This window comes from Pseudomonas sp. P1.8, from assembly GCF_001269805.1.
Lineage (GTDB): Bacteria > Pseudomonadota > Gammaproteobacteria > Pseudomonadales > Pseudomonadaceae > Aquipseudomonas.
In genome coordinates this window covers 254,781-267,719 of the sequence record NZ_LHVM01000010.1, presented here as the reverse complement: position 1 = coordinate 267,719, position 12,939 = coordinate 254,781, and the positions used below count along the sequence as shown (strand labels likewise).

10 protein-coding genes are annotated in these 12,939 nt (G+C 60.8%); 4 read left to right on the top strand and 6 right to left on the bottom strand.

Annotation, left to right across the window (positions count from 1 at the left end):
* The first annotated feature begins 82 nt into the window (after positions 1 to 82).
* Positions 83 to 1,234, top strand: coding sequence for an MFS transporter (locus AD668_RS09740; RefSeq protein WP_053157629.1), 1,152 nt, complete (start codon positions 83 to 85; stop codon positions 1,232 to 1,234).
* A gap of 197 nt (positions 1,235 to 1,431) precedes the next feature.
* On the opposite strand, the gene AD668_RS09735 is transcribed toward AD668_RS09740, so the two are convergent.
* The 3 genes from AD668_RS09735 to AD668_RS09725 all read right to left on the bottom strand — a co-directional run bounded on the left by AD668_RS09735 (position 1,432) and on the right by AD668_RS09725 (position 5,584).
* Positions 1,432 to 3,855: a TonB-dependent receptor gene (locus AD668_RS09735; protein WP_053157626.1), complete on the bottom strand. Its 2,424-nt coding sequence runs from the start codon at positions 3,853 to 3,855 to the stop codon at positions 1,432 to 1,434.
* 99 nt (positions 3,856 to 3,954) lie between these two features.
* On the bottom strand, positions 3,955 to 4,938 hold the full coding sequence (locus AD668_RS09730; RefSeq protein WP_053157623.1) for a FecR family protein: 984 nt from the start codon (positions 4,936 to 4,938) through the stop codon (positions 3,955 to 3,957).
* A 145-nt stretch (positions 4,939 to 5,083) separates the two neighbouring features.
* The gene (locus tag AD668_RS09725; RefSeq protein ID WP_053157620.1) at positions 5,084 to 5,584 is read right to left on the bottom strand and encodes a sigma-70 family RNA polymerase sigma factor; all 501 of its coding nucleotides are present in this window, start codon (positions 5,582 to 5,584) and stop codon (positions 5,084 to 5,086) included.
* Between the two features lie 232 nt (positions 5,585 to 5,816).
* On the opposite strand from AD668_RS09725, the gene tynA reads away from it, so the two are divergent.
* Positions 5,817 to 8,105, top strand: a complete 2,289-nt coding sequence (gene tynA / locus AD668_RS09720) for a primary-amine oxidase (RefSeq protein ID WP_053157617.1) — start codon at positions 5,817 to 5,819, stop codon at positions 8,103 to 8,105.
* A 172-nt stretch (positions 8,106 to 8,277) separates the two neighbouring features.
* On the opposite strand, the gene feaR is transcribed toward tynA, so the two are convergent.
* From feaR to paaY, 3 genes are all read right to left on the bottom strand, one after another.
* On the bottom strand, positions 8,278 to 9,192 hold the full coding sequence (feaR, locus tag AD668_RS09715; protein WP_053157613.1) for a transcriptional regulator FeaR: 915 nt from the start codon (positions 9,190 to 9,192) through the stop codon (positions 8,278 to 8,280).
* A gap of 102 nt (positions 9,193 to 9,294) precedes the next feature.
* The gene (gene paaX, locus AD668_RS09710; protein WP_053157610.1) at positions 9,295 to 10,218 is read right to left on the bottom strand and encodes a phenylacetic acid degradation operon negative regulatory protein PaaX; all 924 of its coding nucleotides are present in this window, start codon (positions 10,216 to 10,218) and stop codon (positions 9,295 to 9,297) included.
* A gap of 158 nt (positions 10,219 to 10,376) precedes the next feature.
* Positions 10,377 to 10,973 (bottom strand): phenylacetic acid degradation protein PaaY, encoded by a 597-nt coding sequence (gene paaY / locus AD668_RS09705; protein ID WP_053157607.1) that lies wholly within the window; start codon positions 10,971 to 10,973, stop codon positions 10,377 to 10,379.
* Between the two features lie 347 nt (positions 10,974 to 11,320).
* Between paaY and paaF the strand changes: the two genes are divergently transcribed.
* Both paaF and paaG read left to right on the top strand, forming a co-directional pair.
* Positions 11,321 to 12,094 carry a 2,3-dehydroadipyl-CoA hydratase PaaF gene (gene paaF / locus AD668_RS09700; protein ID WP_053158000.1) on the top strand — a complete coding sequence of 258 codons (774 nt, stop codon included), beginning with the start codon at positions 11,321 to 11,323 and terminating at the stop codon, positions 12,092 to 12,094.
* Positions 12,095 to 12,145: 51 nt separating this feature from the next.
* Positions 12,146 to 12,937 (top strand): 2-(1,2-epoxy-1,2-dihydrophenyl)acetyl-CoA isomerase PaaG, encoded by a 792-nt coding sequence (gene paaG, locus AD668_RS09695; protein ID WP_053157604.1) that lies wholly within the window; start codon positions 12,146 to 12,148, stop codon positions 12,935 to 12,937.
* Positions 12,938 to 12,939: the final 2 nt, after the last annotated feature.

Sequence of the window (12,939 nt, the reverse complement as noted above, 5' to 3'; positions counted from 1 at the left end):
GCGAAACCGCCCGGACAGAGATCGAACCTCGCCGTTCAATCCCTGTCCCTTGGGAACGCGACGTTTTTTGCCAAGGATTGATATGACCAGCCTCAACACCCAGACCACATTCGTTCCCGGGCGCCTGGAACAGATGTCCACGCGCATCGCGTTTTTTATCGCCGGGTTCGGTATCGCCGCGTGGGCGCCGCTGGTGCCTTATGCCAAGACCCGGGCCGCACTGGATGAAGGCACCCTGGGGCTGTTGCTGTTGTGCCTTGGCGTGGGTTCGATTCTGGCAATGCCGCTGGCCGGAATCCTCGCGACGCGCTTCGGCTGTCGGCGGGTGGCGACCGGTGGAACATTGCTGATCTGCGCCGCACTGCCACTGCTGGCGACGGTGTCGTCGATTCCGGCATTGATCGCGGCGCTGTTCATGTTCGGCGCGGGACTCGGCACGGTGGATTCTACGGTCAACCTGCAAGCGGTGATCGTCGAGCGCGCCAGTGGCAAGAACATGATGTCGGGCTTCCATGGCTTGTTCAGCCTGGGCGGGATCGTCGGCGCTGCGGGCGTCAGCGCCCTGCTCGGCCTCGGCCTTTCACCGCTGGGCGCAACGCTGGTGGTGATCGTGGTGTTGCTGATCGCGCTGACCAAAGCGGTCCCGCACATGCTGCCCTATGGCAGCGAAAGCTCGGGGCCGGCATTTGCCGTTCCCCACGGGATCGTGCTGTTTATCGGCGGGATGTGCTTCATCGTGTTCCTTGCCGAAGGCGCGGCACTGGACTGGAGTGCGGTGTTCCTGGCGCAGGAACGCGGCATCGACACCGCTTATGCGGGGCTGGGTTACGCGGCGTTTGCCCTGACCATGACCGCCGGGCGTTTAACCGGAGACAAGATCGTGCGACGCCTGGGCGCGACGCGGGTGATGGTGTTCGGGGGGTTGATTGCTGCGGCAGGACTGCTGTTGGCCACCTTCACGCCGAACTGGGAAGCCGCTCTGGTGGGTTATGCACTGCTGGGGGCCGGCTGCTCGAACATTGTGCCGGTGCTGTACACGGCCGTGGGCAAACAGACCGTCATGCCTGAGAGCATTGCCGTGCCAGCCATTACTACGCTGGGTTATGCAGGCATTCTGGCGGGGCCGGCGCTGATCGGCTTCATCGCCCATGGCAGCAGCTTGAGTTTTGCCTTTGCCTTGATGGCGTTGTTGTTGGTGGCGGTGGCGGTTGGCGGGAAGGTGTTGAAAGTCTGAAAAGCTTCGCCGGCAAGCCGGCTCCTACAAGGGATCTGTGTCGCAATCCAAACCTGCTCACACCCCGGGCGACTGTAGGAGCTGGCTTGCCAGCGAAAGCGGTGGGTCAGCCAACATTTTCGTCGGCTGTTAAGCCGTCTTCGCGGGCAAGCCCGCCACAAGGAACTGTGTACACCTGAGGGAGCGGGCGAAGGCTTTTAGAATCCGACACTGGCCTGCACAAAGAACGTGCGCGGCGCGCCGACGTACATGCCCGAGTTGTTGTCGCTGGAGCGGGTGAAGTACTGCTTGTCGAAGATATTCTTCACACCCGCGCCGAGTTTCAGGTTCGACACCTGCGGGCCGAAGTCATAGCCGGCCCGGGCGTTCCAGAGCACGTACCCCGGGATGTCGCCGAATTGACCGTCAGCCGTGCCTTCGGTGATGTAGTTCCCATTGAAGCTGCCGTCAGCGTTCACGCCGGTGCCCGGCGAGCGCTGCTTGGACTGAGCGAATGCATCAAGGTTGTAGGTCCAGCGGTTGATGTCGTAGCGCAGGCCTGCGGTGGCCACTTGCCGGGAGTAAAACGGCAGGTCACGGCCCTTGAAGCCCGGAATATCGCCTTCGTAGGTGGCGCGGGTGTAGGTGAAACCGGCATTGGCGGTGAGGCCGTCCAGCATCGGGTTCAGCGCGGCCATGTCGTAATGCACGGACGCTTCAATGCCTTGGTGCTTGGTCGCGCCCAGGTTGGTCCAGCCCACGTCGTTGCTGATGTATTGCAGCTCGTCGTCAAAGTCGATGTAGAACAGCGTCACTTCGCCGCCCCACACGTCATCGTTGTAGCGCGTACCGATTTCATAGGTCTTGGCCTTTTCCGGCTCCAGGCCGTTAGCCGTGTTGTCGCCGATACCGCCCTGACCCAACTGGAAATACTGCAGGGCGCCGAACGAAGTCTCGTAATTGGCGAAAAGTTTCCAGGCCTCGGACATGTGATACATCACGCTCAGGGCTGGCAGTGGCTCGTTGCTTTCGATGCTGCGCTTCTTCTCCTGCACCGGTTTTCCGGCGGTGTCGAGCACCGGACGCTCATGCCAGTCGGTGCTGATGTGCTCGAAGCGAATACCCGGCGTAACAGTCCAGTTGCCCACGTCGATCTTGTTGTCGATGTAGATCGAATTGGCCTCGGTGCCCCCTGTGCGGTCCTGATAGACATGGCCGTCCGAACCCGGACGCACGACGGGCTCGTTGTTGACCAGTGCCACACGGCTGGCCTCCTCGTGCATGCCCTCTTTCAAATAGCGATAACCGACGCTGACTTCCTGGGTGGTCGGGCCCACGTCAAAAATGTGCGACACGCGAGGCTCGATACCGAAGGTGTAATAGGTGCGCGGGTAAGAACTGAGGGTCTTCAGGTCACGGGCGGCGATGGTGCTGCCGCGAAAGCTGTCGGTGTAGTAAGTCAGCACTTCGGCCTGGGTGCGATCATCGATCTGCCGCGTCCACTTGAACGACACATCCTTGCGGCGGCCGCTGAAGTTGTCGTAGTCACGCACAGACTGGAACGGATCGGCGTCGTACTGCGCCTGGGTCAGGCCGCCGGGCATGTCGGCCTTGGCGTCGTAGTAGTGGAAATTGAGGCTGAAGTCGTCGTAATCAGTGGGCGCCCAGTGGGTCTTGAGGATCACGTCGTCGATGTCGTTGCCGTTGTTGCTTTCACGGTAGCCGTTGCCGTTCACGCCTGAGTACAACAGCGCCACCCCCATGCCGTTGTCGGCGGTGCCGCCCATGAACGCGGTGTCGATGTGCTTCCAGCCACCGTGCTGGGAGGTTTCCATTGTGGTGCCGATTTCCGCAGAAGCTTGCTGCGGAATCGCACGGGTCACGAAGTTGATCACGCCGCCAACGTTCTGTGGCCCGTAGCGCACGGAGCCGGCGCCACGTACCACGTCGATGCTGTCGAGGTTACCCGAGGAAATCGGCGCCATGGACAGTTGCGGCTGGCCGTAAGGCGCAAACGCCGCCGGGATGCCGTCGATCAGCACGGTGGAGCGTGGCGACAGGCGCGACGTCAGGCCGCGCACGCCCACGTTCAGGGAAATGTCGCTGCCACCGGTGCCGTTGGCGTCCTGCACCTGCACGCCCGGAACGCGCTTGAGCACGTCGCCGACGTTCATCGCGCCCTGCTCGACCATGGCCTCGCGGCGAATCACCGTCCGTGCGCCCGGATGGTTTTGCACCACAGCGGCATCGGCATCGCCGAGCCAGTCACCAACCACTTTGATGTCAGTCACGCCCAGTTCCAGTGGACCGTTGGCCGCCGAGGTCGTTACCGGCATCAAAGTCACTGAGCCTTCATCGATCTGGTATTGCAATCCGCTGCCTTGCAGCAGCTGACGCAGCGCTTCTTCCGGAGAAATATTACCGTCCACCGCCGGCGCCTGCTTGCCGGCCACCAGATCAGGGCTGAAAAACACCTGAAGCGAAGTCTGCTGGCCCAACTGGCTCAAGGCCTGCCCCAGCGGTTGCGCCGCAATGTGGATCGCTTCGCCAGCATAGGCCTGAGGCAGCGCGAAGTTGACCGCCAGCGCAAGGGCCAAGGGCAACCAGGTGGGTTTGTTGTTTTTAGCGGTGGATTTCTTCACGTCGAACGTAGTCCTGTGGATCGCAAGAGTGTGCGCATTGTTAATGCAAACCAGTTGCAGTTGAACAGGAAGACGATGAACTCGAAAAAAACCTGAATTTTATTTTGAGATTATTTCCTGGCTGCCGTCATCGAGGGTGTGCACGGCCACCGGCAGGATGTTCGGCAAGGCCTTGAGCAGCGCGTCGGTGTTGTCGGATTTGAACACGCTGGTCAGGCGCAGATTGCCCACCGCCGGGTTGCCGACCTTCAGTGGCTTCTGGCGATAACGCGAGACCTGCTCCACGACGTCGGCCAGGCTGGCGTTGTTGAACACCAGTTTGCCGCTGCGCCAGGCCGTGAGTTCGGCCGGGTTGACCGCGTAAGCGGCCGCGACCTTGCCTTGGGTGTCGACATGGGTGCCAAGGCCTGCAGTGAGATTGATGAAATCACTGTCGGCGGCTTCACGTCCCTGAACCTTGACGGTGCCCTGCTCCACGACAACCCGGGTATCGCTGTTGCCTCGGCGCACATCGAAGCGCGTACCGGTGACCGTGACCATGCCGCTCCCGGCCTCGACCACAAAGGGCCGGCTGGTGTCGTGCTGAACGCTGAACATCGCTTCGCCTTCGGCCAACTCGACGCTGCGACGATCCTCTTCAAAGCGCACCTGAATCCGGCTGCGGCTGTCGAGGTCGACCACCGAGCCATCCGGCAATGCCACTTGACGCCGCTCGCCCAAGGCTGTGGAAAACTCGGCGGTGTAAGGGGTTGGGCGATTCAATCCACTGAACAACCCCAGCCCGAGGGCCACAGCCAAAACACTCGCCGCCACCGCGTAACGCAACACTGGACGACGCTGGCGACGCTCCGGCGGCGGTTCACACAAAGCCCGCAACCGCGCGGCCGGCACCAGGTCGGCGGCTTTCCACAAACCCTGGAGCAGATCGAATTCGGTTCGGTGCTGGGGATGTTCGTCCAGCCAGTCCTGGAACCGGCGGCGCATATCGACATCGACGACAGGCTCCTGCAACCGCACAAACCACTGCGCCGCCTCATCGCGAACCGTTGTTTTCCCGCACGCACAATCACGAGTATCCATCATGGAAGTTCCTGTTTGGCTGGGTAAGGGAATTCACGCCGCGTAAGGGCGTAGGAGCTGCCGAAGGCTGCGATCTTTTGATCTTCAGCGATTTCAATGCCGCCAAAAGATCGCAGGCTTCGCCAGTGCCTACACAAGCCACCGCATATCATGATTGCAGTCCTTCAAGGCGGTCGCGCAGATGCCGCAGCGTGCGGATCATATACTTTTCCACCATGTTCTTTGACAGTCCCAGGCGTTCGGCGATTTCAGCCTGGGTCAGGCCTTCGATTTTCTGCCAGACAAACACCTTGCGGCAATTGACCGGCAGCTCGGTGAGCGCCCGTTCGATGGAGTCGGCCAACTGGATCGCCTGCATGAAATGCTCCGGGTCGCCGTTGGGCGACTCACTGAGATCAATCGCCTCGGACTCCATGGCGCCCCGTCGATCCTCGCGCCGATAACCATCGACCGCGATATTGCGCGCGGTCTGGTGCAGATACGCCCGTGGTTGCTCCACCTTCGCCGAATCCGACTCGAGCACACGCACGAAGGTGTCGTGGGCCAGGTCCTCGGCCTGCTGACGATTTCTCAGGCGACGGGTCCAGGTGCCAACCAACTCTTCGTAATGCTCGAAAAAGCCGTGTCTGCGGGGCAACTTGAGGGTCATTGCAGTGTGCTGTGAGGACGGGGCGCGAATAGTAATGCTTCCTATTAACGCGAAGCAATGACTTGCGGCCCATTGGCCCCACACTTTGTCTGCTTGCCATTGCGCCATCCGTCAGCAAAGCTGGATGACGGCACAGAAGCAAAGAAATCTGGCAGGCATTCAAATGCAGTCATTGACCGGTTGTAACAAAGTGCAGGAATGCCCGTACCCGGCTTTTCCCAGGATCTCCCACATGTTCAGCTCCAAAGCGTCGCCCAAAAGATCACCCTTTGCCCGGCTCGCCCTGGCTATCTCCCTGAGCGCCATCGGCCTGCCTTTCTGGGCAAGCAATGCCCAGGCCCACGGCGGTCACGCCGAAATGGTGCCGCTGCAAGCAGGCCTTGAGGAGTTTGGCGCCACGGTGAAGTGGGACGACTATGCCAATCTGTTCACCATCGCCAAGGACGGGGTCTACCTCAAGGTCAAGCCGAACAGCAAAGTGGCCATGCTCAACGGTAAGCGTATGGAGCTGACGGTGCCGGTGGTGTTCAAGGACAAGACGGCCTTCATGTCCAAGGACTTCATCAATCAGGTGTTCCAGTCCGGACTGGACACGACCTTTGTCGTCGAAACCCGCCCCAGCCCGCTTAACCCGCTGAGCGCCGCTGAAATCACGGCAGCGGTGGACATCGTCAAGCAATCGGAAAACTACAAGCCCGGTTTTCGCTTCACCGAAATCTCGGTCAAGACACCGCCGAAGGATCAGGTGTGGAATTTCGTCTACACCGGACAAAACGTCACGCAGCCGCGCCAGGCCAATATTGTGGTGCTGGACGGCAAGCATGTGATTGAAGCGCTGGTAGACCTGGACAGCAAACAGCTCAAGTCCTGGAAGCCGATCGAAGGCGCCCACGGCATGGTGCTCCTGGACGATTTCATCGCGGTCCAAACCGCCGTGGAAACCAGTCCGGAATACGCGCAAGCCCTGGCCAAGCGCGGCATCAATGACGTGAAAAAAGTTGTAGCCACGCCGCTGACCGTCGGCTATTTCGACGGCAAGGACGGCCTGGCCCAGGACAAACGCCTGCTGAAAATCGTCAGCTACCTCAATGTCGATGACGGCAACTACTGGGCGCACCCGATCGAAGGTCTGGTGGCGATTGTCGATCTGGAACAGAAAAAACTGATCAAGATCGAAGACGATGCGCTCATTCCGGTGCCGATGAAACCGACGCCGTATGACGGCCGCGGACGCAAAGGCGTGGCGGTCAAGCCGCTGGAAATCACCGAGCCCGAAGGCAAGAACTACACCATCACCGGCAACAGCATTCACTGGCAGAACTGGGATTTCCACGTTCGCCTCGACTCGCGGGTCGGGCCGATCCTGTCCACCGTCACTTATGACGACAAGGGCAAGAAACGCAAAATCATGTACGAAGGCTCGCTGGGCGGCATGATCGTGCCTTACGGCGATCCCGATGTGGGCTGGTACTTCAAGGCGTATCTCGATTCCGGCGACTACGGCATGGGCACCCTGACCTCGCCGATTGCCCGTGGCAAAGACGCCCCGGAAAACGCCGTGTTGCTGGACGCCACTATCGCCGACTACACCGGCGCACCGACCGCGATCCCGCGCGCCATGGCGGTGTTCGAACGCTATGCCGGCCCGGAATACAAACACCAGGAAATGGGCCAGCCCAACCTCAGCACCGAGCGTCGTGAACTGGTGGTGCGCTGGATCAGCACCGTCGGCAACTACGACTACATCTTCGACTGGGTCTTCCAGCAGAACGGCACCATCGGCATCGACACCGGGGCGACCGGCATCGAAGCGGTCAAGGGCGTGAAGTCCAAAACCATGCACGAAGACACTGCCAAGGAAGATACCCGCTACGGCACCTTGCTGGACCACAATATCGTCGGCACCACGCACCAGCACATCTATAACTTCCGCCTCGATATGGACGTGGACGGCGAGCAGAACTCGCTAGTTGAAGTGAACCCGGTGGTGTTGCCCAACGACCGTGGCGGCCCGCGCACCAGTACCATGCAGACCGACACCAAAGTGGTCACCACCGAGCAGCAAGCGGCGCAGAAATTCGACCCGTCGACCGTGCGCCTGCTGAGCAACCCCGGCAAGGAAAACAAGGTAGGCAACACCGTTTCCTATCAGCTGATTCCGTATGCCGGCGGTACGCACCCGGTGGCCAAGGGCGCCAACTTCGGCAAGGATGAATGGCTCTACCATCGCCTGAATTTCATGGACAAGCAGTTGTGGGTGACGCAGTACAACCCTGAGGAAAAATACCCGGAAGGCAAGTACCCGAACCGCTCGGATAAAGACTCGGGCCTGGGGCAGTTCACCCAGGACAACCAGTCCATCGAGAACACCGACGACGTGGTCTGGCTGACCACCGGCACCACCCACATCGCCCGTGCCGAGGAATGGCCGATCATGCCGACGGAGTGGGTGCATGTGCTATTGAAGCCGTGGAACTTCTTCGATGAAACGCCGACCTTGAACCTCAACGCACCGAAGTAAACACAAGAAGCTCGCAGCCTTCGGCAACTCCTACAGGATCGGGTTTCCACACCGTCAATGTAGGAGCTGCCGAAGGCTGCGATCTTTTAAGGCCGAAAGAACAACACAAACCTCAAGGCCGCCTTCGCCAGCAAGCCGGCTCCCACAGGGTCAAGCAGCGTCAGGCAAACAATCACGCATGCCGCTTGCGATACTCCCCCGGCGCAATGCCGAAGCGTGATTTGAACGCCGTGGAGAAGTAGCTCGAATCGGAAAACCCCCACGAATACCCCAGCACCGACAGCTTCTGTTCCTTGCCCAAGCCACGCAGGGATTCGGCGCACAAGTCCAGGCGGCGGTTCTTGATGTAACGCGCCACCACCAACCCCTTCCTGGCAAACATCCGGTACAGGCCACGGGTGGACATGCCGATTTCACGCGCCAGCCACTCCGGGCACAACTCTTCGGAGCGAATGTTCGCGTCGATGAAGCTCAAGGTCTTGCGGAAGAGGCGCTCATGCGCATCGGTGCACTCTTCGCCCTGACTGATCGCCGGGCGCAGCAGACTCACAATCGCTTCCAGGGTCGCTTCGCTTTCCTGCCGGGTCAGGTGCTGCTGGCGGGTAGCATCGAGGATCAGTCGGTGCGACAACATCGCGATGGGGGATGACGCGGCAATCCGGTGACCGCACTTGACCTGGTTGAAGCGCAGGGTTTGTTCGACCACTTGATGCGGCAGGATCAGCGACAACTGTCGGGAGTTTTCGCTGTAGGTGAAATCGCTGGGCCGTGCGGCATCGATCAGTGTGATGTCGCCGGGCGCCAGCAACACCTTGTCGTCACCCTGGGCCATGCCCGCCGAGCCTTCGAGCTGGAACACCGCAAAGTACTTGCCGCCCTCGCCCGCCGCGACTTCCTGGGGTGTGCGAAACAGTCGGGCCTGGCACACGTCGACGAAACTGAGCCTGAGCGCGTCGCTCTGGTATTCGCGGATGCGCCCGGCAAACTCGCTACCCAGGGGCTGTGCGTTGAAGGCGCCACAGATCTGGTTGATCTGATGGATCCATTGATCGAACCCATCATGGCGCTGTGCAGTGGTAAAAATCATGTCAGGCCTCACGCAGGCTTATTTTTATTGTCTACGTCAATCCACACGACATCGGGATGCTTCAAGTCTCCTGAACCGCACCGCTCCCTGAACAATGACGTGTTACTTCAGTCCGCCGAAACGCCGATAGAAACTTTCACCGACATCCGGTAGCGGACCATCGGCCGTTTCCAGTGCGCTGTTGAGCCACTCTTCGGCCTTGGCGTAAATCAGACGGTAAATGTTGCGGCACAACTGCCGGGCGGCGCGGCCTTCCCAATCGCCGGGCAGCAATTCATCCGGCAGTTGCGGGTCGCGCAGCAGCAGTTTGCGGTATTCGTGAATCAGCAGGATCCGCGCCAGAAAGCAGTCGGCCGGTTGCAGGTTTTCCTGTTCGCGAAGTGCCTGCCACAACGGACGGAACAGCTGGATGAACTCGCTGTAATGGGTCGCCAGCTCTTCGATGTTCCAGCTCTCGCGCACTTGCAGGCGCAGCGCCTTGGAGGCCAGTACGTCCTGGGCGGTGGTTTCGAAAACGATGGTGTCTTCCTGGGCGCCGAGGTCGAGCAGCGTCGCGTTGACGTCGGAACGATCGCTGCGCGGGCACGCCAGCACCACCGGCGAAATCGCGCCGAAGCCTTGCCATTCCAGCTCCTCGCGCACTTGCTTGCGCTTGTCCGGGGTCAGTTGCGACAGCATCACCAGGCACCAGGAACCATCCCAGGCCGGCATCGTCGTGCTGTAGACCCGCTTGAAGGCCTTGTCGAAACGGCGACGGCCGGTGCCCGTCAGGCTGTAGTAGCTGCGACGACCGACTTTTTCGGCGGTCAGCCAGCCTTCCTTGGTCAGGCGGAAAATCGAGGTGCGGATCAACCGTTCATTGATGCCGATCGGTTCGAGCAGCTGAATCAGGCTGCCCAGCCAGACAGTGCCGCCATGGGGTTCGATGGCATCCCCGTACAACGTGATGATCAAGGAGCTGGCGCGGATCGGCGTCTGCTCCTGGAAGCGGGTAATCAGATGGTTCAAGGGCGTCAGGGACGACATGGGCGTTCCGTGCGAAAAAAGAAAAGGAATATACCGAAAGCCAACTGGTTAAGACCAATCCCTTGTAGGAGCCGGCTTGCTGGCGATGGTGTGTCAGTCGACACCAAGGTAGCTGACACAGCTTCGCCAGCAAGCCGGCTCCTACTGGGGCTCTGTGTTCACAGGCTGCTGCCTTTGGGCCGCAACCCGCTGTCACTGATCCGCGGGCGATCCGGCTCCGGTTCGCTCAACGGTTCGCAGACGTGCATCTGTGTCAGGCAACGCTGGGCCAGTTGCTGATACTCCCGGGTGCCAGCCAGCTTCCACGCGACTTCCTGATCGCTGAGGGTGCGTTTGACGCTGGCCGGGGCGCCCATGACCAGCGACTGCTCCGGGCATTCGAAACCGGCCTTGACGAAGGCAGCCGCCGACACGAACGAGCGTGCGCCAATCCGCGCGTTGTCCATCACCACCGCATTCATGCCAACCAACACGTCGGCCCCGATCCGACAACCGTGCAGCACCGCGCCATGGCCGATGTGGCCGTTGCGTTCGACCACGGTATCGCTGTCGGGAAAACCGTGCATCACGCAGGTGTCCTGCAGGTTGGCGCCTTCCTCCAGCACGATCCGCCCAAAGTCACCGCGCAAGCTCGCCAGCGGCCCGACATAACAATGCGGGCCGATGATCACGTCACCGATCAACACGGCGGACGGATGCACATAAGCACTCGGGTCAACCACCGGGGTCAGGCCATCAAGGCTGTAGCAGGTCATGGACGGCTCCTTCACAAAGCGATGCGGATAATGACTCATTTTGTATCACATCACTTTTAACATCACAAAGATTAAAAAGCGTATCACTTGAAATGCACCTTTCCGACGAATGCCAATTCGCCCCAAAAACCGCCATAAACCCCAATATATTCAGGACCAAATCCACTAAATCCACCCCTTCAACAGGCCACAATGAAATACAAACACCCCCCAATAAGACACATTAAATACATTTCAGCATTGCTTTTACGTATCACGTTATAGCTATACTTCGGCAAAACCGGCCCCTGCGGCCGATCCAATAACGAGCCGGCGCCACGCCGAGCGTGAACCGTGAGAGCATCGCCATGCCTCTGACCCTTGCCGTCGAATTGATCGAGCCTGGCGTCCGCCTGATTACCCTGCAGCGCCCGCAAGCCCTGAACGCTCTGACCACCGAGTTACTGGGCGAACTGGCCACTGAGCTAAGCACCGCGCAGGCCGACCCCGACACCCGCGCCGTGGTCCTCACCGGTAGCCGCAAGGCCTTCGCCGCCGGGGCTGACATCAAGGAAATGGCCGAGCGCAATCTGGTCGGCATCCTCGACGACCCGCGCCAGGCTTCGTGGCAAACCATCACCCGCTTCAGCAAACCGCTCATCGCCGCCGTCAACGGCTTCGCCCTCGGTGGTGGCTGCGAACTGGCAATGCACGCCGACATCATTATCGCTGGCGAAGATGCCCGCTTCGGGCAACCGGAAATCAACCTCGGGATCATGCCCGGCGCCGGTGGTACCCAACGCTTGCTGCGCGCCGTCGGAAAATCCATGGCCATGCAGATGGTCCTGACCGGCGAGGCAATCGACGCCCGCCAGGCCCAGCGCGCCGGGCTGGTCAGCGAAGTGACGCAACCGGAATTCACCGTCGAGCGCGCCCTGTACATCGCCCGCAGCATTGCGGCCAAGGCACCGCTGGCAGCGCGCCTGGCCAAGGAAGCACTGCTCAAGGCCATGGACACCGACCTGGCCAGCGGCCTGCGTTTCGAGCGTCACGCCTTCACCGTGCTGGCCGGCACCCGCGACCGCGACGAGGGCATTGCAGCCTTCCAGGAAAAGCGCAGCCCGACTTTCACCGGGCAATAAAGCGGCCAACGACATCCGAATTCGAACGACTGCCAAGAGAACGCCAAGACCATGAACTTCGAACACATCCTGTTTTCCATCGACGCCGGCGTCGCCCTGCTCAGCCTCAATCGGCCGGAGCAGCTCAACAGCTTCAACACCCAGATGCATGGCGAAGTCAAAGAAGCGCTCAAGCAAGTGCGGCAGAACCCGGACGTGCGTGTGTTATTGCTGACCGGTGAAGGCCGCGGCTTCTGCGCCGGCCAGGATCTGAGCGACCGCAATGTCGCGCCGGGCAGCGCCGTGCCGGACCTGGGCGAGTCCATCGAGAAGTTCTACAACCCGTTGATCCGCCAACTGCGCGACCTGCCAATGCCGGTGATCTGCGCGGTCAACGGCGTTGCGGCCGGGGCTGGCGCCAACATTGCGCTGGCTTGCGACCTGGTGCTGGCGGCGCGTTCGGCGAGCTTCATCCAGGCGTTCTGCAAGATCGGCCTGGTCCCTGATTCCGGTGGCACCTGGACCCTGCCGCGCCTTGTCGGCATGGCCCGCGCCAAGGCATTGACCCTGCTGGGCAGCCGTCTGAGCGCCGAACAAGCCGAGCAATGGGGCTTGATTTACCAGTGCGTGGACGACGCCCAATTGCGCGACGAAGCCTTGAAACTGGCCCGCCATCTGGCGACTCAGCCGACCTACGGCCTGGCGCTGATCAAACGCAGCCTCAACGCCAGCATGAGCAACAGTTTCGACGAACAGCTGGAGCTGGAACGCGACCTGCAACGCCTGGCCGGGCGCAGCGAGGACTACCGCGAAGGTGTCGGCGCCTTCATGGAAAAACGCACCCCAAGCTTCAAGGGACGCTGAGT

What these genes read in the sequence shown, in the direction of transcription:
- AD668_RS09740 (WP_053157629.1), top strand. Translation starts at nt 83, where the DNA reads ATGACCAGCCTCAACACCCAGACCACATTCGTTCCCGGGCGCCTGGAA.
- AD668_RS09730 (WP_053157623.1), bottom strand. Translation starts at nt 4,938, where the DNA reads ATGATGGATACTCGTGATTGTGCGTGCGGGAAAACAACGGTTCGCGAT.
- AD668_RS09725 (WP_053157620.1), bottom strand. Translation starts at nt 5,584, where the DNA reads ATGACCCTCAAGTTGCCCCGCAGACACGGCTTTTTCGAGCATTACGAA.
- tynA (WP_053157617.1), top strand. Translation starts at nt 5,817, where the DNA reads ATGTTCAGCTCCAAAGCGTCGCCCAAAAGATCACCCTTTGCCCGGCTC.
- feaR (WP_053157613.1), bottom strand. Translation starts at nt 9,192, where the DNA reads ATGATTTTTACCACTGCACAGCGCCATGATGGGTTCGATCAATGGATC.
- paaX (WP_053157610.1), bottom strand. Translation starts at nt 10,218, where the DNA reads ATGTCGTCCCTGACGCCCTTGAACCATCTGATTACCCGCTTCCAGGAG.
- paaY (WP_053157607.1), bottom strand. Translation starts at nt 10,973, where the DNA reads ATGACCTGCTACAGCCTTGATGGCCTGACCCCGGTGGTTGACCCGAGT.
- paaF (WP_053158000.1), top strand. Translation starts at nt 11,321, where the DNA reads ATGCCTCTGACCCTTGCCGTCGAATTGATCGAGCCTGGCGTCCGCCTG.
- paaG (WP_053157604.1), top strand. Translation starts at nt 12,146, where the DNA reads ATGAACTTCGAACACATCCTGTTTTCCATCGACGCCGGCGTCGCCCTG.